Below are 23281 nucleotides of genomic sequence, written 5' to 3'. Positions count from 1 at the left end.
GCCGCCCCTGCACACCGTCAACGAAACTTCCCGACCCCACCTGAGGAGTACCGATGCTTGTTACCAACCTGAACGACCTGAATGACACCGACCGCGACGTAAAGTCCGAGACCTGGCGAAGCCGCCGCATGGTGCTGGCAGGGGAGGGCGTGGGCTTTTCGTTCCACGACACGGTGATCTACGCGGGCACCACCTCCACGTTCCACTACGCCAACCACATCGAGGCCGTCTACTGCGTCCAGGGCGAGGGCACACTGACCAACGAGGTCACCGGCGAAGTCCACGACCTGCGGGACGGAACCATGTACCTGCTGGACGGGCACGAGAAGCACACGGTCCGCGCCACCACCGAGCTGCGCATGGCCTGCGTGTTCAACCCGCCCGTCACCGGCCGCGAAGTCCACGACGAGAACGGCGTCTACCCGCTCATCGAGGCCGAGCCGGCCAACTGACTCCGCAGCCGCGCCAGGACTCCGTCGGCGCCCGGCAATTCACCCCGGCCGGCCGGTAGCTACGGAATGCCGTCACTGAACTGACGGCAGATGACGACGGCGGTGGCCCGCCTTCCGCAGGGCATCCTGCGGAAGGCGGGCCCATGCTTTTGCATGACCAAGGTGTTGCCGTGAAGCCTGGTGCTAGCCCGCCAGTTGCGGGAGATCGTCCGGGAGATCGCCGTGGCGAGCGTGGAGAAAGTCGGACGCCGCCAGTCCTGCCGCCACCAGCACAAAGCAGGCAGCCGCCACCCAGAGGATCGGCGGGTAGCCCCACGCATCGGCGGCCAAGCCTCCCAGCGGCGCCCCAATAACGATCATCGCGCGGTTCATGGACCGTGTGGTCGTGTTCATTCGCGCTTGGAGCCGGTCCGGTGTGACGGCCTGCCGGTAGCCCATCTCGTTTGCGTTCTCGGCACCCATGGCGAGGCCACACAGCAACTGTCCGACGGCGACGATGAAGATTGCCTGGCCGGTGCCGTCCATGGATGAGGCCATAGCGATGATCGCCCAGGAGACAGCCATCGAAGCCCGGCAGACGATCACCACGCGGCCGGCTCCCCAAGACAGGCCCCACCGGCTGGAGAATGACGCACCAATCAAGGCGCCTACTCCGGCGCAGGCCAGCACCGCACCGAATTCGAAGGGGCCGAGGCCCAGGCCGAGCAGCGCATAGGGAACGAAGACGGTCACTAGCACGCTGTTGGCAAGGAACCAGCCGTGTGTTGAAAGGGTCAGCGGCCCGAGCATCCGATGCCGGTAGGTAAAGCGCAGCCCTTCGGCGATGTCGGCCCGCAGGCTCTGCCTGCCAGTGGTGGCGGGTGGGGCCGGTTCCGGAGTCTTCAACAGACCAACCACAACTGCCGAGTAGAGATAAGTCATCGAGTTCACCAAAACCGCCAGCGGCGGTCCCAGCAGACCGACCAGTCCGCCGGCCACGGCCGGTCCCGATGCCTGGGCCACGGACGCGCTCTGGTCCAGCCGCGCATTGGCCGGGAGCAGTGCATGTTGCGGAACCAACCGCGGCAGGAACGATTGCGATGCAGAATCATTGAGCAGCGACAGTACGCCGAAGCCGGCCACGAAGGCGATCAGGACCGGCAGCTCCAGACGGTCCAGCAACCAGAGCAGCGGAATGAGGCCCAGCAGCAGCCCGCGGCCCAGATCCGTGCCGATGAGTACCGGGCGACGTCGGCCCCGTTCCATCAGCGCCCCGACCAGCAGGCCCAGCACGGCGTACGGCAGCCAGCGCGCGGCGTTAACCAGGCCCACTTCCACCGCCGTTCCGCCGAGCGACAGGACCACCAGTACCTGCAGGACCACCGTGGTGAAATACGCCCCGAACTCGGAGACTGTCTCGGCGGTCCACCACGCGAAGAAGCCGGGGAGCCGGAAGACGTCCTTGCCGCGGCCTTCGGGGGTCATCTAAACAGTCTGCCAGCGCCGCCGCCGGGCTCGGCAAGGACCCGCCGATCCCAGCTTCCGGCAGCCAGCACTTTACCCGCGGCCCGACCCACACCAGCAAGAAGCCTGCGCACCAGGTAGCCGGCAATCCTCGGGACGGAGATGGGCACCAACTCTGTATAAGGTGCTCTTGGTCAATGGTTGCAGCGCAGTGGAAACCCGTCGCGAATTCGCTACTCACCGGCATTCAGTTCGATTGCAGTGGCAGAATGCATTAACTGCTACCGATCGAAGGGGACCGAGTGGCCATCAAGGACAAGCTGGCAGGCGCACGGCGCAAGCTGAAAAGGATCGCGGCGCGCGCCGGGCAGTTTCGCGTGCGCGAGAGTGACTCCGGGCCGACGGCCAGTGCGCAGACCGCGCGGGTGGCTGTGGTGATCCCGGTGTTCAACGCGCTGCCCTACCTGAGGGAACTGCTGGAGTCGCTGGTTGCACAGGACATGGACCCGGCGCTCTTCGAGGTCATCGCCGTGGACGACGGCTCCACCGACGGCGGAGGCAAGCTGCTGGACGAGTACGCCGCGCGGCATCCGAACTGGCGGGTCATCCACCAGCAGAACAGCGGCTGGCCGGGAAAGCCCCGCAACGTGGGGATCGCTGCCAGCAGTTCCGACTACGTTTTCTTCTGCGATGCGGACGACAAGCTGGGGTCCGAAGCGCTGCGCCGGATGGTCGAGTTTGCCGACAAGCACCAGGTCGACGTGCTGGCCCCGCGCATGGTCGGAATCGGTGGCCGGCGCGTGCAATCCTCGCTCTTCACCGAGACCCTGCCGGACGTTTCGGTGCGCAGAATACTGGGCACGCTCTCACCGCAAAAGCTGATCCGGCGCGAGCTGCTGGATAAACACGGCATCCGCTTCCCGGAAGGCAAAATCCGGCTGGAAGACGGCATGATGCTCACCCGCTGCTATCTGGCCTCCCGGAGGAACGCGATCGCGGCCGACTACGACTATTACTTCATCCGCACCCGCGACGATGGAACCAACATTAGCTCCGAGCGCGCCATCCCGGAGGGGTACACCGGATCAGTCGCTGAAATCGCGCGGATCATCAAGGAGAACCATCCGGACCCCGAGCATGCCGAGCTTTTGGTGCTGGACCTGTACCGGCGCAAACTTCTCCGCTTCTACGTGCCCGCCAGGTACCGGTCCATGTCCCCGGGCACGCGGCAGCGGTGGGTGGCGGCCCACGCTGCCTTCGCGGACCAACACATTCCGGAACGCCTGGAAGAACAGCTGACATTTCCCTACCGGCAGCGCTCGCAGCTCATCCGGGCCCGGGATGCAGCAGGCCTGTTGCAGTTGGCGGCCACCGAGGAAGCACTCAAAACGATTCCGCGTGCCCTGCTGCCGCAGCTTGACGGGGAGTCGGTGTCATTGGGGCTGGTGTTCGAGCCGGCCGCAGAGTACGAATCGGTCAGGCTGGTGGCACGCGCCCGCGGGACCGATGCCGAGGTCAGCTTTGACGTCAGGCGCGACGGTGGCGGCTACCGTGCCGTACTGCCTCGGAATGAGCTGGCTGGCCTGGGCCCGGTGCTGGTGGATCTGTTCGTGCAGCTCCGGTTGGACGGCATAGACGGTCCGGCCCGCAGGATCCTGGCACCGGAGCAGGGGCTGCCGCTCATTTCCGGAGGCCTGCGCGCCTACGCGACAGTGCATGGAAACCTCAGCTTGGACCAGCGCCGCTAGCTAGCGGCCCAGGGGGCGGCGTCCGGGCCCGGACCTCAGGCCGCAATCTCCCGGGCCGTTGCCTCAAGAACTTCCCGGAACGCCAGGATGGCCGGCCGGTTGGCAGAGCCGTGGCGCACTGACGTGAAGACCGTGCGCCGCGGAAGGCCCGGCAGGTCCAGCAGCATGCAGGTGGTGTCCCGGCCGGTCCACACCAGATCCGGCATGAACGCCACCGCGTTGCCTGATTCAATCAGCCGGATCTGCGCCTGCAGGTCGGCCGTTTCATACCGCACATCCGGCTCGAATCCGGCCTGGCGGCACGCCTGCTCCGCCCAATGCCGGGAAGCTGTGCCGTGCGGCTCCATCACCCACGGCAGCCTCCGGGCGTCGTCGACGGAGGCGACGGTGGTTCCGGCCAAGGCGGAGGGCGGTACCGCGAGCCGGATGGCGTCGCTGGTCAGTTTCTTGCGGTCCAGTTCCGGATGGTGCGGTGCCGCGTGGCCGGGGTATTGTTCGGCCACGACCAGGTCGAAGTCTCGCGCCCACGTCTCGTACAGCGCGGTCTCCGGTTCGCGCTGGACCATCTCGATCCGCACATCCGGGTGCCGCTGCCGCATGGCGGTGAGGGCCTCCGGCAGCAGGGCCAGGGCCGCGGATTGAAACACGGCCAGCCGGACGGTTCCGGTCACTGTGGTCAGCGACGCCGCCAAGTCCGTTTCGGCCTGCTCGAGGGTGGACAGCAGTGACTCTGTGTGTCCCACGAGGATCTCGGCCTGCGGCGTGAGCTGCACGCGGCGTCCGGCTTTTCGCAGCAGCGCCACCCCTGCCTCCTTTTCCAGCAAGGCCAACTGCTGGGAAACGGATGACGGGCTCAGGTTCAGCGCGGCGGCCACCTCGGCCAATGTTCCGCGGACCTTGACCTCGCGCAGCAGCCGCAGTCTCCGAACATCCAGCACGGCAACTCCATCCATCAAGAAAACCAATGATTATCAGTCGGAAAAGATCGCTTTTACTTCACGAAGTCTAGTCCCATACTGGTCCTGAATGAGCATTGCAATTACGTTGAAGGGACAGATGCTGCCGTGACCGATTCTCTGAAGGAGGCTCCGGTGCAGACCACTCATCTGGCCGATGAGCAGATGGCCGACCTCGCCGCCGACTCCATCAAACTGGTCCGCCACTGGCTGACCGAGGCCGAGAAGGTCCCCGCCGACGCCTCCGCCCGACAGCTGGCCGGTGTCTTGAATGACCCGAACGGGTTGGATTTCACCGTGGGATTCGTCGACGGCGTGATCCGGCCCGAGGACCTAAGTGTTGCGGCCCGCAATTTGGCCGCGCTGGCACCGAAGGTTCCGTCCTTCCTGCCCTGGTACATGCGGGCTGCCGTGCGCGTGGGAGGCACCATGGCCCCGGTCCTCCCGCATGTGGTCATTCCGGTGGCCCGCCGGGTGCTGCGGGAAATGGTGGGCCACCTGATCGTGGACGCGACCGACGCCAAGCTCGGCCCGGCCATCGCAAAGATTCGCCGGGAAGACGTTCGGTTGAACATTAACCTGCTGGGCGAGGCCGTCCTGGGAAGCCGCGAGGCGAAGCGCCGGCTCGAAGGCACCAAACGGCTGCTGGCCCGCGACGACGTCGACTACGTGTCCATCAAGGTCTCCTCCACCGTGGCACCGCACTCGCACTGGGCCTTCGACGAGGCGGTGGAGCACGTCGTCGAAAGCCTGACGCCGCTGTACCGGCAGGCCGCCGGGTCCCCGAAGCCCAAGTTCATCAACCTGGACATGGAGGAGTACAAGGACCTGGAGATGACCATGGCGGTCTTCACCAGGATCCTGGACAATCCGGAGTTCGAGCAGCTGGAGGCCGGCATTGTGCTGCAGGCCTACCTGCCGGACGCACTGAAGGCCATGATCCGGTTGCAGGAGTGGGCCGCCGCCCGCCGCGCCCGCGGCGGCGCCGCGATCAAGGTGCGCGTGGTCAAGGGCGCCAACCTGCCCATGGAGCACGTGGAAGCGTCGCTGCACGGCTGGCCGCTGGCCACCTGGGGAACCAAGCAGGACTCGGACACCAACTACAAGCGCGTGATCAATTACGCCCTGCACCCGGACCGGATCGGCAACGTGCGGATCGGCGTCGCCGGGCACAACTTGTTCGACGTCGCGTTCGCCTGGCTGCTGGCCAAGCAGCGCGGCATAGGACACCTCGCGGGGGCCATTGACTTCGAGATGCTGCTGGGCATGGCCCAGGGCCAGGCCGAAGCGGTGAAGAAGGACGTCGGGTCGTTGCTGCTCTATACCCCGGTGGTCCACCCCGGCGAGTTCGACGTGGCCATCGCCTACCTGATCCGCCGGCTCGAAGAAGGCGCCAGCAACGAGAACTTCATGTCCGCGGTCTTCGAGCTCAGTAAGAACGAGCATCTCTTCGAGCGCGAGAAGCAGCGCTTCCTCGCCTCGCTCGAGAACCTCGACGACGACGTCCCGGAACCGAACCGGCAGCAAGACCGCACCAAGCCCGAACCCGCCCGGCCCGTCGATTCCTTCGACAACATCCCGGACACCGATCCGTCCCTGCCCGCCAACCTGGCCTGGGGCCGGGAGATCCTGGCCCGCGTACCCGGCTCAAAGCTTGGCATCGATACGGTTGCCGCCGCCGAGGTCAAGGATGAGGCGCAGCTGGAGCAGGTGATTGCCACGGCCGTCGAGCAGTCCAAGAGCTGGGGCGCGATGAGCGGCGCCGAACGTGCCGAGGTGCTGCACAAGGCCGGCGACAAACTGAATGCCAACCGCGCCCGGCTGTTGGAGGTCATGGCCACCGAGGCCGGCAAAACCCTGGACCAGGGAGACCCGGAGGTGTCCGAGGCCGCCGACTTCGCGCACTTCTACGCCGAGCTGGCGCGCATGCTGGACACGGTAGACGGCGCGGAATTCGTTCCGTCCAGGCTGACCGTGGTCACCCCGCCGTGGAACTTCCCGACGGCGATCCCCGCCGGAGGCGCCCTTGCGGCGCTCGCCGCGGGCTCCGCCGTCGTGATCAAGCCTGCCAAGCAGGCGGCCCGCACCGGTGCCGTGATGGTGGAAGCGCTGTGGGAGGCGTTGGACGAAGCCGGGGTGCCGCGCGATGTGCTCCAGCTGGTGCAGCTGGGCGAGCGCGAACTGGGCCGGCAGCTGGTCTCGCACCCGGATGTGGACCGCGTGATCCTCACCGGCGCCTACGAGACCGCCGAGATGTTCCGCTCCTTCCGCCCGGACCTGCCGCTGCTGGCCGAGACCTCCGGCAAGAACGCCATCATCGTCACGCCCAGCGCCGACTTCGACCTGGCCGCCAGGGACGTTGCCTACTCCGCGTTCGGCCATGCCGGGCAGAAGTGCTCCGCGGCCTCGCTGGTGATTCTGGTGGGATCCGCCGCCACGTCGCCGCGCTTCCGCAACCAATTGGTGGACGCGGTCACCTCCATGAAGGTGGGCTATCCGCAGGATCCGGCCACCCAGATGGGCCCGGTCATCGCCCCGGCCGAAGGCAAGCTGCTGGACGGGCTGACCACGCTGGGCGCCGGCGAGAGCTGGCTGATCCGGCCGGAACAGCTGGACGAGACCGGCAAGCTCTGGAGCCCGGGCGTGCGCACCAGGGTGAAGCGCGGCTCGCGCTACCACCTGACCGAGTTTTTCGGCCCGATCCTCGGGGTGATGACCGCCGAAACGCTGGAAGAGGCGGTCGCCATCACCAACGACATCGAGTACGGCCTGACCTCGGGCCTGCATTCGCTGGACCGGGATGAGCTGGACTACTGGCTGCAGAACATCCAGGCCGGCAACCTTTATGTGAACCGTGGGATCACCGGCGCCATTGTGCGGCGCCAACCCTTCGGCGGCTGGAAGAAGTCCTCGGTGGGGGCCGGAACCAAGGCCGGGGGACCGAACTACCTGATCGGACTCGGCGACTGGGAGACCGCGCCGTCCACGGCCACCGCCGACTTCGACGGCGCGGCGGCGAAGCTATTGGAGGCGGCCCGGCGCGCGGGCCGGGCGCTGTCCGCGGACGAGCTCGCCGTGCTGGAGCGCTCGCTGCGTTCGGATGCGGCGGCCTGGACCGCAGAATTCGGCGTGGCCAAGGACGTGTCCGGCCTGACCGCCGAGCGCAACGTGTTCCGTTACCTGCCCGTGCCGGTCACGGTCCGGCTCTCCGACGGCGAGCCGCTGGCCAAGCTGGTGCGCGTGCTGGCCGCCGGCGTGCAGGCGGGATCCGAGGTAACGGTGTCCACCGCCGTCGAGCTTCCCGCGGCATTGCAGGCAGTGGTTACGGAGTTGGATCTTGCCGTGGCGGTGGAGGACGACGACGCCTGGCTGGACCGGGTGCCGCGGCTCAACGCCGGGCGGATCCGGTTGATTGGCGGCGACGCCAAGGCGCTCGCCGTCGCCACCGGCGGGCGGCCGGACGTGGCGGTCTATGCCCACGACGTCACCGAAGCCGGCCGGGTGGAGATGTTGCCGTTCCTGCACGAGCAGGCCGTCAGCATCACCGCGCACCGCTTCGGCACGCCCAACCACCTGGCCGACGGCCTAATCTAGCCGGCGGCAGCCCACCCGGGCGGCGGTGTATTTGCACCGCCGCCCGGGTGTGTCAGGCTCGGGCTATGGCTGACAACCTCTCCTTCCGGCTGAACGAGGATCTCAGGCGCTACGAGGTGCTGGCCGCCGGGTCCCTGGCCGGGTACACCGATATTCAGGCACACGGCGGAAGCGTGGCGTTCACCCATACGCGGGTGTTCGATGAGTTCGCCGGCCAGGGCCTCGCCGGCAAGTTGGCAGGCCATGCGCTGGACGACGTGGTCGCCGGCGGGAGGAAGATCGCGCCGTACTGCGAGTACATTGCGGATTGGCTGCACAAGCATCCGGAGTACGAGCCGCACGTCGAATGGCCCGAAAGCCCCGAATAGGATCCGCCGGACGCGATCTGCCGGGGTCCCGCCGCCGGGTTGCCGGTGCGGTCAGGGGTGCCGGCGCATCCAACTGACGGCGTGCAAGGTCAAGGTGCCGGCGACGGTGAGCAGTCCGGCGACCAGGACCATGGGCGCGATGGAGGTCAGGACGAAAATCCACGGCGGCCCGTAGATGCTGGTGGGGCCGAGCATGGCGTCCATCTCGATGAAGTGCGGTGCAATCGAACCCCACACTCCGAACCCGGCCAGCCCCAGGCCCAGCACCCACATCGCCGCCAGGAACGGATTGACCTTCCAGCGGTTGCGTGCCACACCTGCCGGCCCCGCCGTCACGACGGCGTCGGGCGGAATCACTTCGGCAATCCCGGTCGCCTGGGCTGCGCTGTCGGCGCTCAGGTCCGTCGCAACGGTCGAATTCGTCGCGGCCGAGGGGGATGCGGGGCTGAACCGAACCTCCGGCGCGGTGACGGGCTGGGGGAGCCGGGCCGCGGCCGGCCGGGCCGCGGTCCGCGGAGTGCCGGGCGTTTCGCCGCCGCGCTGGTAGATCGAGTCGTACCGCTGGTCGAACTGTGATGCGGACATGGTCCCCCTTCTCGCCGGCTTTTGCTTGAATCTACCGGATGCCGGGCGGCGCTGTTAGGCTGTGCGCCATGGGAATTCTGATTTTCGAGTAACCAGGTCTTGGACCGGTCAAGCCGACAACCAAACAAGGCTTGCTGAGGCTGTACCTCGCGAGTGGTTCCCTGATCCCACCCCCGCTCTCGCCCGGATGATGCTCCGGGTATTGTGGCGTCTTTAGTCTTTACGACTGGTGCGGCGGACCAGTCTCCAGCAGGCTCCTGAAAATACCGAAGGAGAGCCATGACTGACATCGATCCGCGTGCGCCTAAGCCCGCCGAATCCCGTGAACTAAACATCCACCTCGCTCCGGCCGCCGCGGCCAAACTGACCGAGGACCAACAGGCGAAGCTGGCCTCCCGCCGCGCGGCCAATGCCGGCGACCTGGCCGGCTGGCACAGCATCGGCAACAGCCACAAGCCGAAGCACGCCAGCGGCCGGCAGGGACCGCCCGAGAAAAAGGTCCGCTGGTAATAGCTGCCGGCTAGAGCGCCTACCAGTGCCCCGGTGGAAGATTGCGCCGGGGCACTGCCCTCTTTCCAGGTGCGCCGTGTTTAAGGGCAAGCCGGTCCTGCGGATGACGCCCGGCGAGCCGGGTGCGCTGCCTGCCTTCTATAGGGTGGCAGGAGGGGCCCCAAGCGGGCGGAGCTACGGGAGGAATACGGTATGAGGCCCGACGTGCGGCGGATGTTGCTGATCCAGGCCGGCAACGTCCTGCAGTTCGCCATCGCCGTGGGCGTAATCGTCGTGGCCATCGACACCCTGACAGCCTTCTCGCTGGGCTCGCGGCAGGACCCGGAGGGCGGCGGCACCTTGGCGGGCTTCGCTCTGGCCGGAGCCATCGCCGTCGTCGTCCTCGCGGTTTTTGCCTACCGCTGGACGGCCCGCGGCGAGCGGTAGGCACCGTTGTTCGCGGTGCTCGGCTGGGCCGTGCTCTGGCTGCCGCTCAGCCTGACGCTGGGCATGGGCGGCGAGGACGGCGTGGGCCTGGCCTACCTGGCCACGTTGGTGTGCGGGGCGGGCATTGTGCTGTCCCTCGTGGCGCTGGGCAGCAAAAAACCCCGCTGATCGCCGACGGCGGGCCCGCGCGCGGGCCGTGGGGCCCGCGGGCAGGCGGGTGCCTCAGCCTGTGTGCTTAGAGGCCGCGGGTTTCGTCCCGCCGGATGGTCTCGCCCGTGTTCGGATCCTCGACGCGGCGGCTTTCCGTCACGCGGTGCTCGCGGCGCGGCATGGCCATGATGATGGAGATGATCAGGCCGAGCACGCCGACACCCATCAGGATCCAGCCGATCAGCGTCAGGTCGATGAAATCCACGACATCAGCAACGGCGAAGGCCAGGATTGCGCCGATAGCAATCAAGGCAATGGATGATCCGATTCTCATAGCCAGCAACTCCTTTAGGTTGGGCGGCCGGCGCAGCAGGCGCTGCCTCCGGCCGTCGTACAGGAAGTACGCGGTGCTTTGTCAGCATACTTGGTGTTGGGAGGAACGTCCCGCAACCGGTGACTTACGCTTAAGGCCGGAACACCATCACGGTGCTGATTGCTCCAGGAGGGTTTGTGGCCAGAGGACGGAAGATCAATCCAGCCATGCGCGTCGCCGCCGACGCGGCATTCGACAAGCACGGCAACCCAAAGCCCGGCGTGACGACCGGCATCATGAAGGCGCTGGACGTCCAGCGGCCGCTGGTGCTGGCCCACTTGGACCGGCTGCGGCGCAAGAACCCGGACGCAACGCCGGCCGAGCTGGCCGCGAAGTTGGAAAAGAAATACCTGGCCGCGGTGACCACCGGCGGTGCCGCGGTAGGGGCATCCGCCGTCGTACCGGGCGTGGGCACGGTGGCGGCACTGGGCCTTTCCGCGGCGGCAACTGTGGGCTTCCTGGAAGCCACTGCCCTGTTCGCCCAGTCAATCGCCGAACTGCATGGCATCGATACGGAGAACCCGGAGCGCTCACAGGCCATGGTGATGGCCATCCTGATGGGCGACGAGGGCAGCTCCCTGATCAAGGAGTTCGCCGGGCAGGCCGGCGGCCGCGGCGGAAATCCGTCGCGGGCCTGGGGAAACGCGGTCGGCAGCAGCATGCCCTCCGGCATGGTCAGCTCCCTGGTGGACAGCCTGAAGAAGCGCTTCCTGACCAAACTGCTGGCCAAGCAGGGGACGGCGATGCTCGGCCGGGCGGTCCCCTTCGGCATCGGCGCGGCGGTCGGGGGTGCCGGCAACCACGTGATGGGCCGGCGCGTCATCGACGCCACCCGGACCGCCTTCGGGGAGCCCCCGCTGGTGCTGCCGATGTCCCTGGTGGAGGATTTATCCGACAACCGGTACCGGCTGGGCGAGCTGCCGGCGGTGCCCGGCCGGGTAGCCGCCGGCATGCTGGAGAGGCTGCCCGGCCGCAGGCGGAAGACGCCGGCGGCCCTCGAGGCGTCCGCTGACCAGGACGGCGACGCCCGCAGCCGCTCCGCCGGCAGACCCGACGAGGAGGGAACCGGGCCGTGACAGCATCCGGCAGCCGACCTTCCGGCGGCGGCGAGGCGGTACGCGGAGCTGAATCGGGGGGTTGGCCGGGGATCGACCTGAACAGCGATCTCGGGGAATCGGTCGACGGGCGGCTGATGGGCGACGACGCCGCGATGTTTCCGCTGATCACCAGCGCGAACATCGCCTGCGGCTACCATGCCGGCGACGACGAGACGATGCTGGCCAGCTGCCGCCGCGCCGTGGAGCACGGGGTGGCGGTGGGCGCGCACGTTTCCTATCGGGACCGGGCCGGGTTCGGCCGCCGGACCCTGGACGTCGCGGCGGCCGACCTGACCGTCGACGTGGCTGCCCAACTCGCCGCCCTCGACCGGATCGCCCGGAGCGCGGGAGCACGCGTGGCTTACGTGAAGCCGCACGGCGCGCTCTATAACCGGATAGTCCACGACCGTAGCCAGGCCGCGGCGGTGGTCGAGGCCATCGGCGCCTTCGACCCCCGGCTTCCCCTCCTGGGGCTGCCCGGATCCGCGGCGCTTGAGCTGGCGGCCGCCGCTGGACTCCCGGTGTTCCGGGAGGCGTTCGTGGATCGCGGCTACCGGGCGGACGGAACGCTGATTCCGCGCGGCGAGCCCGGCGCCCTGCTGGAAGACCTGGAGCAAATTGCCGACCGGGCCGTGGACTTCGCCCGTAGCGGAGCCGCGGATTCGCTCTGCGTCCACGGCGACACCCCGGGCGCGGTGGCGATGGCGCGGCTGGTCCGGGAACGGCTGGCCGCGGCCGGGATCCCGCTGCGTCCCTTCACGGGTGCGGCCGGCAACGGGGCCGGCCACCGCCCGCCCGCCGCCGGCGATTCCCGCGCCGCCGGCGCGGCACCCGTTCCCACTCCCTCCGGGCCCCCCACCCCTGGACGGTAGGGTGCGGATCCTGCCCTTCGGCGCGGGCGCCCTGCTCGCCGAATTCGACACCCTCGACGACGTCCTGGCCCACTACGACGCACTCAAGGTTGCGCCGCCGCCAGGCGTGACGGAGCTGGTTCCCGCGGCCCGCACCATCCTGGTGACCTTCGACGATCCGGCGGCCGCCGACGCCGTCCGCCGCTGGCTGGAACAGACACCACCGCACGACGGCGGCGCACGCACCACGGGCGACGAGGTCACGGTTGAGGTGGACTACTCCGGTGAGGACCTGCCGGAGGTGGCGCGAATCCTGGGCGTGAGCGAGGCGGAAGTGGTGCACCGGCACCAGCAGTGCGAATGGAGTGCCGCCTTCACCGGCTTCGCGCCGGGCTTCGCCTACCTGGTGGCCCCCGGAAACCCGCTGCAGGTGCCGCGGCTGGCCGAACCGCGGACCCGGGTGCCGGCCGGATCGGTCGGCCTGGCGGGCGAGTTCAGCGGCATCTACCCGTCCGCGTCGCCCGGTGGCTGGCGGCTGATTGGCAGGACCGAAGAGCGGTTGTGGGACGCCGCGCGGGAGCGGCCGGCGCTGATTGCGCCGGGAACGCGCGTGCGGTTCAGGGCGGTGTAGCCGGTGATCACCGTGGTCACGGCGGGACCGCAACTCCTGGTCCAGGACCTCGGCCGGCCGGGCCATGCCGCGATCGGGCTGAGCCCGTCCGGCGCACTGGATAACCGGGCACTGCGCACGGCCAACCGCCTGGTCGGAAACCCCGAAACTGCGGCGGGGCTGGAGCTGCTGCTGGGCGGCGCTGTCCTGCAGTTCGGCGCCGACACGGTGGTGGCGGTGACCGGGGCCACGGGCAAACTTTCGGTGGCGGGCCCGGCTGGGAAATCACCGGCAGCGGGCCGGTCGCGGAAGGACCACCCGGATCTTTACCGGCCCTTCCGTGTCCGTGCCGGCCAGCGGCTGGAAATCGCCCCCGCCGCGTCCGGGCTGAGGTATTACCTGGCGGTGGCCGGCGGCATCGTGGCCGACACGTTGATGGGATCGGCGGCCACGGATCTGCTCTCCGGCATGGGGCCGGCTCCGCTGCGGGACGGGGACGTGGTGGAGACCGGGGCCGTTCAACCGGCCGCGCGGACCGGTTCCAACGTCGCCGCCGCGCCCGCCGGCACGGGCCAATGGCCCGTCGTCGGCCACGGACGCGGCACGGTCCAACGGCCCGTCGTCGATTCCCTCTGGACGCCGGTGCCGGTGCCGCCCGCCGCTGCCGTCACAGTGCGGCTGCAACCCGGCCCGCGGTTGGATTGGTTCACCGCCGACGCGCGCCAGTGCCTGGTGCTGGGCCATTGGACGGTCAGCGCCGAGAGCAACCGGATCGGGCTGCGCCTGCTCGGCCGGCCGCTGCAGCGCGCGGTCGACCGGGAACTGCCCAGCGAAGGCATGGTCACCGGCGCGGTGCAGGTGCCGCCGTCGGGCTTGCCCACCGTATTCCTGGCCGACCATCCGGTGACCGGCGGTTACCCCGTGCCGGCCGTGGTGGAAGCGGCCGACCTCCCGCTGCTGGCCCAGGCCAGGCCCGGCCAACGGCTCCGCTTTCTCTGGGCGGGCTAGGGCCCCCGGAGGTGGACCTTGCGCTCCGTTTCGGGCTCGGGCTCCGGTTCAAACCGGAGCGCTAGTCACGAACTGGAGCGGATGCTCCACAGGGAGCCCAGCGCCGGCTAGCCGAAGGCGGCGGTGGCCACCGTGAAGATCGCCAGCCCGGCCAAGGAGCCGACCACGGTGCCGTTGATCCGGATGAACTGCAGGTCGCGGCCCACCTGGAGTTCGATCTTCCGCGACGTCTCCTGCGCATCCCAGCGCTCAACCGTTTCGGTGATCACGGCGGCAATCTGCGAACGATAGGTGCGGACCAGGTACCCGGCGGACTCCTCGATCCAGCCGTCGATCTTGGCCGCCAGTTCCGCGTCGGTGGCCAGCCGGTGGCCGAAGTCCCGGACCGCCCGCTTGAATGTCAGGCTCAACCCACTCTGGGGATCCTCCACCGCCTCCAACAGAGCGGTCTTCAGCGTCTCCCACGTGCGGGCCGCCAGTGAACGCACTTCGGGGTCGCCCAAGGCGTTGTGCTTGATCGCTTCCACCCGCGCCATCATCTCCGGATCGTGCTGCAGGTCCTGCGCCAGCGAGTTCAGGTACCCGTCCAACTGCTGGCGCATCGGATGATCCGGGTCGGCCTGCACCGCGATGAGGAACTTGTACAACTCCAGATGCACCTTGTCGCCGACCAGCGAATCCAGGAACGGCGGGACCCAGGTCGGCGAGCGGTCCGACACCAGCCGCGCCACCGTGTCCTGGTTGTCCAGCACCCAGTCGGCGGCGCGGTCCAGCAGCAGGTCCACCAGCTTCAGGTGGTGGCCGTCGCGCAGCAGGTGCTCGGCCAGCCGGCCCAGCGGCGGTCCCCACTGCGGGTCGATCAGGTGCCGGCGTGCCAGTGACTCGATCAGTTCCTGCACGTCCTCGTCATTGAGGACCGTCAAGGCTCCGCGGATCGCCGTGGCGCCCTCGCGGGCAATCCGTTCGGTGTTTTCCGGCCGTTCCAGCCAGAGACCGGCCTTCGCCGTGATCCCCAGGGAGCCGATCTTGGCCTTGACCACGTCCTCGGCCAGGAAATTTTCCTCCACGAACTGGCCCAGGCTCGCGCCGATCTGGTCCTTGCGGCGCGGGATGATCGCGGTGTGCGGAATCTTCAGCCCCATCGGGTGTTTGAACAGTGCGGTCACGGCGAACCAGTCCGCGAGTGCGCCCACCATTCCGCCCTCGGCCGCGGCCCGGACATAGCTCAGCCACGGGTAGCGGTCCTGCAGCGCGAAGGACACCACGAAGACCACTGCCAAAACCAGCAGCAACCCCGTGGCGAGCAGTTTCATCCGCCGCAGGCCAGCGGCACGGACGCTGTCCGGCAACACGGAAACCTGGCTCGTTCCGCCTCTCGGCACGCTCCCGGGGATGTTTTGCGCCGCGAATCCGGCCGTCTGCCCTTCCGCCGTTTCAGGTGCGACGCCGCCGCCCGTCTGAGTGCCCATGTTGCCTCCGAAACCGAATTGCCGAACGATCATCGTTCGTTCACCCATCAGTCAACCCTACGGCGGGTCCGGATGTCCGGTCATCGCGTACGGTGAATTTATGCACCAGAGGATCTACGCCCACCGTGGTTCCAGCGAGCAGTATGCGGAGAACACGCGGGCCGCTTACCTGCAGGCGATCGCCGACGGCGCCGACGGGATTGAGTGCGACATCCACCTGACCAAAGACCGCCGGCTGGTCTGTTTCCACGACTTCACGCTGGACCGCACCTCCACCGGTACCGGCAACGTGTCCGATCACACGCTGGACGAGCTGCTGCAACTGGACGTCAGTTCGTGGAAGGGCACACCGATTCCGGCCGAGTACGGCGGCACGGCCGACCAACTGGTAACGCTGGACGACCTGGTTGACCTGATGCGGGACGCCGGCCGGCCGCTGGGCTTGGCCATAGAGCTCAAGCACCCCAGCCCGTACGGGCAGGAGCTGGAAGACGAGGTGCTCAAGTACCTGATGGCGGAGGGCTGGGATCCGGAGACCTCCCGGCTGGACAATATCCAGGTGTCCTTCATGAGCTTCCATCCGGACGCCGTGAAGTACCTGGCCGAGCACATACCCGGCCAGTATCTCTGCCAACTCCTGGATGACATCGACGCCGAGGAACTCAAGGCCAGCCTGATGATGGGCGAGCTGACCGTCGGCGCCGTCGCGGTACTGCTGCGGCGGGCGCTGTCCGAAGGCGAAGGGCTGATCGAGGCGCACCGCGTCGGGTGGGCTGGACCCGGCGTGGACTACGTGCGCTCGCATCTGCCGCTCATCCGCCGCTGGCTCGACGCCGGCACGCAGTTCCGCGTCTGGACGGTGGACGATCCGCAGGACGTGGAGCTGTGCCGGGAGTTGAGCTTCGGCGAAATTACTACCAACCGGCCGGCCGCGGTTCGCAGGCAGCTGCAGGCCGCACCAGCCTGAAAAGTTGCCGTTGCCGCAACCGGGGTCCCGTGTGATTGAGTGGAGTAATGGCATCTCCAATTGAGGACTACGCACTCATATCGGATCTGCACACGGGAGCCTTGGTGTCCCGGTCCGGAAGCATGGACTGGCTCTGCCTTCCCCGCTTCGACTCTCCCTCCGTCTTCGGTGCGCTTCTCGGGTACCCCGGGCACGGCCGCTGGCTGCTGGCCCCGGACGGTGCGCACCCGCAGAGCGGGGAACCGACGGGGACGGATGTGCACGGCAAACCGGGCAAGGACCCGTTGGAAACCCAACGCAGCAGGCCGCCGGTCTCCACGCGGGAACAAAATGAAGCAGTGTCGGCAGCCCCGGAGAACTCCGGGCGGTCCGCGACGGACGAGGCCGGAAAGACCGCCGGGGTGAGGCCCGGGGCCGCGGAAGCCGGACAAACCGGCGACGCGGCCGGCACCGCCGAAGCCGGTGCATCCGTGGCGGCCACCGGCGCCACCGAAGCCGGCGCATCCCTGGCCGCCGCCGGCGCCACCGGCGGCCCGACGGCGGCAGGGGCCGCCCGCTCGACCGTCACGGACACCTTGTCCCGCGGCGGCGTTGTGTCGGCACCGGCCCGCACCGAGGCTGCGGGAGACCGCAACGACGCCACGGAGGCAGCACAGGCAGCGGAAGCAGCAGAGGCGCCGTCCGCCGTCGTCGTTGAACGCTCCTATATTGAGTCGACGTTTGTGCTGCAGACCCGCTGGAAGAGCGACACCGGCGAGGCGCTGGTGACCGAGTTCATGCCGGTGGGCGACCGCCGGGCATCCCTTGTCCGTAGGGTCGAGGGCCTTTCCGGCGAAATGACCATCCGGCAGGAGCTGATCATGCGGTTCCACTACGGGGACGTGGTGCCGTGGGTGAACCGCGTGCACGACGAAACCACCGGCCGGGAATCGATCGTCGCCATCGCCGGCCCGGACGCGCTGGTGCTGCACGGGGAGCACCTGCCGCACGCCGCGAACCGCCGGCACGAAGGCGAATTTACGGTCAAGGCCGGCGAGACGGTCGACTTTGAACTGTGCTGGTTCCCGTCCCACCGGACGGTGCCGCCGGGGATCGACGTCGATGTAGCGCTCGCGGAAACGGTGCAGTACTGGCAGGACTGGTGTTCACGGTTCCCGCCCCAGGGGGACTACCACGGCATCGTCAAGCGTTCGCTGCTGGTGCTGCGCGCGATGACGCACGAGACGACCGGCGGGATCGTCGCCGCGCCGACTACCTCCTTGCCGGAGTCCTTCGGCGGGGAACGGAACTGGGACTACCGCTACGTCTGGCTGCGCGATGCGGCGTTGACGCTCGAGTCGATGATGACCCACGGCTACGAAGACGAGGCGCTGCAGTGGCGCAACTGGCTGTTGCGCGCGGTGGCCGGCGATCCGGAAGACCTGCAGATCATGTACGGGGTGGCCGGGGAACGCGACCTGGAGGAACGGATCATCCCGCACCTGCCCGGTTATGAGGGGTCGGCACCGGTCCGGGTGGGAAACGGAGCGGTGGGCCAGTACCAAGCGGACGTGATCGGCGAGGTCATGGTCGCGCTGGAGAAGCTGCGCAACATGGGCGGCACCGAGGACCATTTCTCCTGGCCGCTGCAGAAGGCCATGCTGCACTACATCGAGAAGCACTTCGACCAGAAGGACCAGGGCATCTGGGAGATGCGCGGCGAACGGAAGTACTTCACCCACTCCCGGGTGATGATGTGGGCGGCGTTCGACCGCGGCGTGCGGGCGGTGCAGGAGCACGGCCTGGACGGCGAAGCCGAGCACTGGGCGGAGCTGCGCGACACGCTGCGCGAGGAGATCATGGAGCACGGTTTCAACCGCGAGATCAACTCCTTCACCCAGACCTATGACGGCACCGAGGTGGACGCCTCGCTGCTGGTGCTGCCGCAGGTGGGCTTCGTGAAGTACGACGACGACCTGATGCTGGGTACCGTCGCCCGCCTGGAGCGGGAGCTGGTGGATGCGGACGGACTGATCCTGCGCTACCGGACCGAGTCGGGGCTGGACGGGCTGGCTCCGGGCGAGCACCCGTTCCTGGCCTGTTGCTTCTGGCTGGTGGAACAGTATGCCCGCTCCGGGCGGATCGGCGACGCCCGCGACCTGATGGACCGGCTGGTCGGTTACGCGAACGACCTGGGGCTGATGGCCGAGGAGTACGACACGGTGAACAAACGGATGGCCGGCAACTTCCCGCAGGCGTTCTCGCACCTGGCGTTGATCCGTGCGGCGGACGCCATCAACGGCCACGCGCAGGAAGCCGTGTAGCCGCAGCCGAGTCCCCGGCCCTGTCCACAGTTTCCACAGCGATATCCACGGCTGGGGGCGGGGCACCGCGGCAGCCTTCCCGGCTACTGTAGACGGGTGAAGTTTCTCCAGTCCCCGGCCGTGAAAGTGGGGCTGTCCATCTCCATTGCCACCGGGCTGTACGGGGTGTCCTTCGGCGCGCTGTCGGTGGCATCGGGACTCGACCTCTGGCAGACCATGGCGCTGAGCCTGCTGCTGTTCAGCGGCGGCTCCCAGTTCGCGTTCATCGGAGTGGTCGGCGGCGGCGGTACCGGCCTGGCCGCCATGACGGCCTCCGCCCTGCTGGGTATCCGCAACGGCATCTATGGCATGCAGATGAACGCGCTCGTCTCCCCGTCCCGCTGGTGGCGGCCGCTGGCCGCCCACGTGACCATCGACGAATCCACCGCCACGGCGTCCGGCCAGGACGACCCCGGCGAGCAGCGGCGCGGTTTTTGGACCGCCGGCGTGGGCATATTCCTGCTGTGGAATCTTTTCACCCTGGTGGGTGCCTTGGCCGGCAACGCCTTGGGCGACCCGAGGCGGTGGGGCCTGGACGGAGCCGCCGTTGCCGCGTTCCTGGCGCTGCTGTGGCCGAGGCTGAAAGGCAAGGAACCGGCTGCCATTGCGATTGCCTGCGCCCTGGCCACCCTGCTTGCCGTACCGTTCGTTCCCAGCGGCGTGCCCATCCTGGTGGCGGCGGCGGTCGCGGCCGCCATCGGCTGGTTCACCCACAAACCCATTCCCGCCGGGATGGCGCCGGACATCGAGCCCTACGACGAGCCGTATTCCGAGCACGACGGGCCCCACACGCTCGCCAGGTCCGAGCGCCGGGCGGCGGGCGGCGACGATCCGGCCGGGGACGGAAGGAAGACGCCATGAGCCTGTGGATCTGGATACTGGCCGCCTGCCTCATCTCCTACCTCACGAAGCTGGCAGGCTATCTGGTGCCCGCCAAGTGGATGAAGAACCAGCGGATGTCCCGCATCGCCGCCACCATGACCATCGGCCTGCTCGCGTCGCTGACCGTCGTCAACGCCTTCTCCACCGGCCAGCAGTTGGCGTTCGACGCACGGGTCGGGGCCCTGCTGGCCGCCGCCGTCGCCCTGCTGCTGCGCGCGCCGTTCCTGGTGGTGGTCATCGCCGGTGCCGGCGCGGCCGCGCTGCTCCGCCTGGCCGGCTGGGGGTAGCCGAGGGCGGCCCGCGACCGCGGAATACGGCTTAAAGCAGATTGACGACGGCGGTGCGCACCGCCGTCGTCAATCTTTCAGTTAAGGGTCAGTCAGCGATCTTGGCGACCAGGCGCCCGACGACTTCGCCCTTCTTGAGCTTCTCCAGGCCCTCCGGGATTTCTTCGAAGGTGATCTCGGTGATGGTCGGAGTGAGCTTGCCGGTGGCGAAGTAATCGTAGACGCCCTGCACGTCGTCCCTGGTGCCGCCCTGCGAGCCGACCAGGGTGAGCTCGGACAGAATCAGGGCCTTGGTGCTGATGGTCGATTCCAGCCGGCCCATGCCGACCTGGACCACGCGGCCGCCGCGGCGGACCGTCTCGATGGCCTCGGCGGTGGTTGTGCCGAAGCCGGCAAAATCAACGATGACGTCCAAGCCGATCTCCTTGAACTCGGCGATGGACTTCGCCACGTCCTTGGCGCCGATCTCCTTGGCCTGGTCCCAGATCTTCTCGTTGACCTCGGCGATGTAGACGTCTGCGCCGGCCAACACGGCCACGCGGGCGCCAATGGAGCCAAGGCCGCCGAAGCCGATGATGCCGACCTTGTCGCCGGCCTTGACCTGGCCGTTGGCGATCACGGCGTGGTGGCTGGTCATGCCGGCATCGGTGCCGGCCGCGCCCTGGGCGAAGCTGACGTTGTCCGGGATGCGGACCAGGGCCTGCTGGTCGATGGCGGTCTTCAGGGAGAAGCCGCCGTCGAAGGCGTAGCCGGGAGCGCCGGCCGGGGTGGTCGGGCAGCAGCCCACGCGGTCGCCGACCTTCCAGTCGGTGACGCCTTCGCCGACCTCGGTGATGACGCCGGCAACCTCGTGGCCGAGGGTGATGGGGCGCTTGGCCAGCGTCGAGAGCCAGCCCTCGTCCTCAAGCATGCCGACATCGGAGTGGCACAGCCCGGCCGACTTGATGTCGATGACGACGCCGCCGGGTGCGGCGGTCGGCTCCTCGACTTCCTTCAGTTCAAGCGGCTCGTGGGTATTGGTGAACTGCCAGGCTTTCATGGGGTCTCCTGTGGCTCGGCGGGGATGGTGGCATTCCGCGGGCAAGCGGCGGAACTGTGCGGGTGCGACATCCGCACCTCCAGTTTAGTTCAAAACCCCCGGATTTTTATGCAAAAGCATGTAAAGTTGGTCACGCCAGGCTGCCTGAGGGTTGCGGCAGGTGACACCGGACCTGTGCGCCGGCTGGGGTGCTGTGGAAGACTGAAGCCATGCTTGTAGCCTTCTCTGTTGCCCCCTCAGGGGTGCCCGTTGCCGGTCCCGCGCCCCATGACGCCTCGGTCCATGACGCCGTTGCCGAGGCCGTCCGGATCGTCCGGGAATCCGGCCTGCCAAACCATACCGACGCGATGTTCACCACCATCGAGGGCGAGTGGGACGAGGTCATGGCGGTGATCAAGCGTGCCACCGAGGCTGTGGGCCGTCACGGATCGCGCGTGTCGCTGGTGCTTAAGGCAGACATCCGTCCGGGGTACTACGGCGAGCTCACCGGCAAGGTGGACCGGCTGGAGGCTGCCATCGCCGAGCAGGAGCAGCAGTGACCGCCCAGCCGGGCATGCCGGACGTTGAGTCGGCAGCGGCGTGGACCGCGGTCGAAGACTACCTGACCGTCACCCTGGTGGGTGAGGACGAGTCCCAGGTCGCGGCCAGGGAGGGGGCCGCACAGGAAGGCCTGCCCGCGATCGAGGTGAGCGCAACCCAGGGCAAGCTGCTGATGCTGCTGGCCAGGCTGACCGGTGCGCGCAAGGTGCTGGAGATCGGCACGCTCGGTGGTTACAGCACCATCTGGTTGGCCCGCGGACTGCCGGACGACGGCCAAGTGGTCAGCTGCGAGTACGAACCGCGGCACGCCGAGGTGGCGCAGCGGAACCTGGAGGCCGCCGGCGTCGCGGAGAAAGTCAGCATCCGGGTGGGCGCCGCGCTGGAAACCCTGCCGCAGCTGGCCGAAGAGGGCGTCGGGCCGTTCGACCTGGTGTTCATCGACGCGGACAAGGAAAACAACCGGCACTACGTTGAGTGGGCCCTGGAGCTGACCCGCCCCGGCAGCCTGATTGTGGTGGATAACGTGGTCCGTTCCGGCAAGGTGCTGACCAACGGCGGCGACGCCAGCGCGGAGGAGCGCGACATCCGCGGTACCCGCGATGCACTGGCGCTGCTGGGCTCCGACGAACGCTTGGACGCCACCGCGATCCAGACCGTGGGCGGCAAGGGCTGGGACGGCTTCGCGCTAGCGCTGGTCAAGTAGCCGATGGCGCGGCGAAGCACCCGTGCCGAGACGGCACGGGAGCCGGAGGCGTCAGGCGGGCCCGCCGAGGGGCGCTATGAAATTTCCTCCGGGATAGCCGAGCTGGTCCGCGAGCCTGATTCGGCGGACAGTTGGCTGTTGAAGATCAACGGCGTCCAGTCCTCCCACGTGGTGGTCGGGGATCCTTTGCGGCTGGACTTCGAATACATGCGCTGGATGGCGGCGCTGATCGCATCCCGCTGGGGCCCCGAGGCACGGCTGCGGGCCCTCCACCTAGGCGGCGGGGCGTGCTCAATGGCCCGCTACCTGGCGGCCGCCTACCCGGAGGCGCGGCAGGTCGTCGTCGAGATCGACGCGAAGCTGGCCGATCTGGTGCGCCAGTGGTTCGACATCCCGCGTGCGCCGTTGGTGCGCATCAGGGTGGGCGAAGCGAGGGCGGTCACCGAATCACTGAGCGAGGACAGCCGGGACCTGCTCGTCCGCGACGTCTTCTCCGGCAGCGAGACGCCGTTCGGACTGACCACGCTGGAATTCACCCGGGCGGTGCGGCGCGTCCTCTCGCCCGGCGGGGTCTACCTGGTGAACTGCGGCGATACGCCCCAGCTGGCCGGTGCCCGCGAGGAGGCCGCGACCATCGGCGAGGTGTTCGAACATCGGGTGATCATTGCCGATCCGCCAATGCTCAAGGGCCGCCGGCACGGAAACGTGGTGATCGCGGCCAGCGACCAGCCGCTGGAAACCGGTCCGGGACTCGTCCGGGCGTTGCTGCACGGTGCCGTGCCGGCACAGCTGTGGGACGGGCCGAGGGTAGAGAAGTTTTGCAGAGGATCGGCGATCCGGCAAGACCGACCGGCCAATTAGGGGCCTTTCCCGGAACGTTA

General features: G+C 68.2%; 24 protein-coding genes. 18 read left to right on the top strand and 6 right to left on the bottom strand.

The genetic code is table 11. From position 1 onward, the window contains the following. The first annotated feature begins 53 nt into the window (after positions 1-53). Positions 54-452, top strand: a complete 399-nt coding sequence (locus AC5RV3_RS11935) for an ectoine synthase (RefSeq protein ID WP_494023912.1) — start codon at positions 54-56, stop codon at positions 450-452. A 183-nt stretch (positions 453-635) separates the two neighbouring features. Here the strand turns inward: AC5RV3_RS11935 and AC5RV3_RS11930 are convergent, their stop codons facing one another. After that, the gene (locus AC5RV3_RS11930; RefSeq protein WP_494122309.1) at positions 636-1916 is read right to left on the bottom strand and encodes an MFS transporter; all 1281 of its coding nucleotides are present in this window, start codon (positions 1914-1916) and stop codon (positions 636-638) included. 281 nt (positions 1917-2197) lie between these two features. Here AC5RV3_RS11930 and AC5RV3_RS11925 point away from each other — a divergent pair, with 281 nt between their 5' ends. Beyond that, complete coding sequence (locus AC5RV3_RS11925; protein WP_494122308.1) at positions 2198-3643, top strand: glycosyltransferase family 2 protein; 1446 nt, start codon at positions 2198-2200, stop codon at positions 3641-3643. A gap of 35 nt (positions 3644-3678) precedes the next feature. Here AC5RV3_RS11925 and AC5RV3_RS11920 read toward each other — a convergent pair whose 3' ends face one another. Further along, positions 3679-4581, bottom strand: coding sequence for a LysR family transcriptional regulator (locus tag AC5RV3_RS11920; RefSeq protein ID WP_494122307.1), 903 nt, complete (start codon positions 4579-4581; stop codon positions 3679-3681). Positions 4582-4764: 183 nt separating this feature from the next. Between AC5RV3_RS11920 and AC5RV3_RS11915 the strand changes: the two genes are divergently transcribed. After that, a complete protein-coding gene (locus AC5RV3_RS11915) occupies positions 4765-8193 on the top strand; it encodes a bifunctional proline dehydrogenase/L-glutamate gamma-semialdehyde dehydrogenase (RefSeq protein ID WP_494122349.1) in 3429 nt (1142 codons plus the stop codon). Positions 8194-8258: 65 nt separating this feature from the next. Then, positions 8259-8561 (top strand): GNAT family N-acetyltransferase, encoded by a 303-nt coding sequence (locus AC5RV3_RS11910; protein ID WP_494122306.1) that lies wholly within the window; start codon positions 8259-8261, stop codon positions 8559-8561. A gap of 51 nt (positions 8562-8612) precedes the next feature. Here the strand turns inward: AC5RV3_RS11910 and AC5RV3_RS11905 are convergent, their stop codons facing one another. Then, positions 8613-9146, bottom strand: a complete 534-nt coding sequence (locus AC5RV3_RS11905; RefSeq protein WP_494122305.1) for a hypothetical protein — start codon at positions 9144-9146, stop codon at positions 8613-8615. A gap of 279 nt (positions 9147-9425) precedes the next feature. Here AC5RV3_RS11905 and AC5RV3_RS11900 point away from each other — a divergent pair, with 279 nt between their 5' ends. From AC5RV3_RS11900 to AC5RV3_RS11890, 3 genes are all read left to right on the top strand, one after another. Beyond that, complete coding sequence (locus tag AC5RV3_RS11900; protein ID WP_494122304.1) at positions 9426-9656, top strand: hypothetical protein; 231 nt, start codon at positions 9426-9428, stop codon at positions 9654-9656. Positions 9657-9848: 192 nt separating this feature from the next. Further along, positions 9849-10082 carry a hypothetical protein gene (locus AC5RV3_RS11895; RefSeq protein ID WP_494122303.1) on the top strand — a complete coding sequence of 78 codons (234 nt, stop codon included), beginning with the start codon at positions 9849-9851 and terminating at the stop codon, positions 10080-10082. 15 nt (positions 10083-10097) lie between these two features. Further along, complete coding sequence (locus tag AC5RV3_RS11890) at positions 10098-10250, top strand: hypothetical protein (protein WP_494122302.1); 153 nt, start codon at positions 10098-10100, stop codon at positions 10248-10250. A 67-nt stretch (positions 10251-10317) separates the two neighbouring features. On the opposite strand, the gene AC5RV3_RS11885 is transcribed toward AC5RV3_RS11890, so the two are convergent. Next, positions 10318-10566, bottom strand: a complete 249-nt coding sequence (locus AC5RV3_RS11885) for a DUF6458 family protein (protein WP_494122301.1) — start codon at positions 10564-10566, stop codon at positions 10318-10320. A 176-nt stretch (positions 10567-10742) separates the two neighbouring features. Here AC5RV3_RS11885 and AC5RV3_RS11880 point away from each other — a divergent pair, with 176 nt between their 5' ends. From AC5RV3_RS11880 to AC5RV3_RS11865, 4 genes are all read left to right on the top strand, one after another. After that, on the top strand, positions 10743-11681 hold the full coding sequence (locus AC5RV3_RS11880; protein ID WP_494122300.1) for a hypothetical protein: 939 nt from the start codon (positions 10743-10745) through the stop codon (positions 11679-11681). Between the two features lie 71 nt (positions 11682-11752). Next, positions 11753-12574, top strand: coding sequence for a LamB/YcsF family protein (locus AC5RV3_RS11875; RefSeq protein ID WP_494122348.1), 822 nt, complete (start codon positions 11753-11755; stop codon positions 12572-12574). A gap of 1 nt (position 12575) precedes the next feature. Further along, positions 12576-13184: a 5-oxoprolinase subunit B family protein gene (locus tag AC5RV3_RS11870; RefSeq protein ID WP_494122299.1), complete on the top strand. Its 609-nt coding sequence runs from the start codon at positions 12576-12578 to the stop codon at positions 13182-13184. 3 nt (positions 13185-13187) lie between these two features. Next, positions 13188-14171: a 5-oxoprolinase subunit C family protein gene (locus tag AC5RV3_RS11865; RefSeq protein WP_494122298.1), complete on the top strand. Its 984-nt coding sequence runs from the start codon at positions 13188-13190 to the stop codon at positions 14169-14171. A 107-nt stretch (positions 14172-14278) separates the two neighbouring features. Here AC5RV3_RS11865 and AC5RV3_RS11860 read toward each other — a convergent pair whose 3' ends face one another. Continuing rightward, a complete protein-coding gene (locus tag AC5RV3_RS11860) occupies positions 14279-15640 on the bottom strand; it encodes a DUF445 domain-containing protein (protein ID WP_494122297.1) in 1362 nt (453 codons plus the stop codon). Between the two features lie 100 nt (positions 15641-15740). Between AC5RV3_RS11860 and AC5RV3_RS11855 the strand changes: the two genes are divergently transcribed. From AC5RV3_RS11855 to AC5RV3_RS11840, 4 genes are all read left to right on the top strand, one after another. Next, entirely contained in the window at positions 15741-16607 is an 867-nt protein-coding gene (locus AC5RV3_RS11855; RefSeq protein WP_494122296.1) for a glycerophosphodiester phosphodiesterase family protein, read from the top strand. Positions 16608-16654: 47 nt separating this feature from the next. After that, positions 16655-18910 carry a glycoside hydrolase family 15 protein gene (locus AC5RV3_RS11850; protein WP_494122295.1) on the top strand — a complete coding sequence of 752 codons (2256 nt, stop codon included), beginning with the start codon at positions 16655-16657 and terminating at the stop codon, positions 18908-18910. Positions 18911-19006: 96 nt separating this feature from the next. After that, positions 19007-19810: an AzlC family ABC transporter permease gene (locus AC5RV3_RS11845; protein WP_494122294.1), complete on the top strand. Its 804-nt coding sequence runs from the start codon at positions 19007-19009 to the stop codon at positions 19808-19810. Beyond that, positions 19807-20118, top strand: a complete 312-nt coding sequence (locus tag AC5RV3_RS11840; RefSeq protein ID WP_494122293.1) for an AzlD domain-containing protein — start codon at positions 19807-19809, stop codon at positions 20116-20118. Before AC5RV3_RS11845 ends, AC5RV3_RS11840 begins: the two co-directional genes overlap by 4 nt. Positions 20119-20206: 88 nt before the next feature. Here AC5RV3_RS11840 and AC5RV3_RS11835 read toward each other — a convergent pair whose 3' ends face one another. Next, positions 20207-21157, bottom strand: a complete 951-nt coding sequence (locus AC5RV3_RS11835) for a zinc-binding dehydrogenase (protein WP_494122292.1) — start codon at positions 21155-21157, stop codon at positions 20207-20209. A gap of 209 nt (positions 21158-21366) precedes the next feature. Between AC5RV3_RS11835 and AC5RV3_RS11830 the strand changes: the two genes are divergently transcribed. Genes AC5RV3_RS11830 through AC5RV3_RS11820 form a run of 3 tightly spaced genes read left to right on the top strand, consistent with a single transcriptional unit; the run spans position 21367 to position 23261 of the window. Beyond that, positions 21367-21696, top strand: a complete 330-nt coding sequence (locus tag AC5RV3_RS11830) for a thiamine-binding protein (protein ID WP_494111035.1) — start codon at positions 21367-21369, stop codon at positions 21694-21696. 14 nt (positions 21697-21710) lie between these two features. Further along, positions 21711-22400: an O-methyltransferase gene (locus AC5RV3_RS11825; RefSeq protein WP_494122347.1), complete on the top strand. Its 690-nt coding sequence runs from the start codon at positions 21711-21713 to the stop codon at positions 22398-22400. Between the two features lie 3 nt (positions 22401-22403). Next, positions 22404-23261: a spermidine synthase gene (locus AC5RV3_RS11820; protein WP_494122291.1), complete on the top strand. Its 858-nt coding sequence runs from the start codon at positions 22404-22406 to the stop codon at positions 23259-23261. Positions 23262-23281: the final 20 nt, after the last annotated feature.

The sequence above is a fragment of the Arthrobacter sp. Y3221114 genome, assembly GCF_059092625.1.
This window is presented reverse-complemented; position numbering and strand designations above follow the sequence as displayed.

What these genes read in the sequence shown, in the direction of transcription:
- AC5RV3_RS11935 (WP_494023912.1), top strand. Translation starts at nt 54, where the DNA reads ATGCTTGTTACCAACCTGAACGACCTGAATGACACCGACCGCGACGTA.
- AC5RV3_RS11930 (WP_494122309.1), bottom strand. Translation starts at nt 1,916, where the DNA reads ATGACCCCCGAAGGCCGCGGCAAGGACGTCTTCCGGCTCCCCGGCTTC.
- AC5RV3_RS11915 (WP_494122349.1), top strand. Translation starts at nt 4,765, where the DNA reads ATGGCCGACCTCGCCGCCGACTCCATCAAACTGGTCCGCCACTGGCTG.
- AC5RV3_RS11910 (WP_494122306.1), top strand. Translation starts at nt 8,259, where the DNA reads ATGGCTGACAACCTCTCCTTCCGGCTGAACGAGGATCTCAGGCGCTAC.
- AC5RV3_RS11905 (WP_494122305.1), bottom strand. Translation starts at nt 9,146, where the DNA reads ATGTCCGCATCACAGTTCGACCAGCGGTACGACTCGATCTACCAGCGC.
- AC5RV3_RS11900 (WP_494122304.1), top strand. Translation starts at nt 9,426, where the DNA reads ATGACTGACATCGATCCGCGTGCGCCTAAGCCCGCCGAATCCCGTGAA.
- AC5RV3_RS11895 (WP_494122303.1), top strand. Translation starts at nt 9,849, where the DNA reads ATGAGGCCCGACGTGCGGCGGATGTTGCTGATCCAGGCCGGCAACGTC.
- AC5RV3_RS11885 (WP_494122301.1), bottom strand. Translation starts at nt 10,566, where the DNA reads ATGAGAATCGGATCATCCATTGCCTTGATTGCTATCGGCGCAATCCTG.
- AC5RV3_RS11860 (WP_494122297.1), bottom strand. Translation starts at nt 15,640, where the DNA reads ATGGGCACTCAGACGGGCGGCGGCGTCGCACCTGAAACGGCGGAAGGG.
- AC5RV3_RS11855 (WP_494122296.1), top strand. Translation starts at nt 15,741, where the DNA reads ATGCACCAGAGGATCTACGCCCACCGTGGTTCCAGCGAGCAGTATGCG.
- AC5RV3_RS11850 (WP_494122295.1), top strand. Translation starts at nt 16,655, where the DNA reads ATGGCATCTCCAATTGAGGACTACGCACTCATATCGGATCTGCACACG.
- AC5RV3_RS11840 (WP_494122293.1), top strand. Translation starts at nt 19,807, where the DNA reads ATGAGCCTGTGGATCTGGATACTGGCCGCCTGCCTCATCTCCTACCTC.
- AC5RV3_RS11835 (WP_494122292.1), bottom strand. Translation starts at nt 21,157, where the DNA reads ATGAAAGCCTGGCAGTTCACCAATACCCACGAGCCGCTTGAACTGAAG.
- AC5RV3_RS11830 (WP_494111035.1), top strand. Translation starts at nt 21,367, where the DNA reads ATGCTTGTAGCCTTCTCTGTTGCCCCCTCAGGGGTGCCCGTTGCCGGT.
- AC5RV3_RS11825 (WP_494122347.1), top strand. Translation starts at nt 21,711, where the DNA reads ATGCCGGACGTTGAGTCGGCAGCGGCGTGGACCGCGGTCGAAGACTAC.
- AC5RV3_RS11820 (WP_494122291.1), top strand. Translation starts at nt 22,404, where the DNA reads ATGGCGCGGCGAAGCACCCGTGCCGAGACGGCACGGGAGCCGGAGGCG.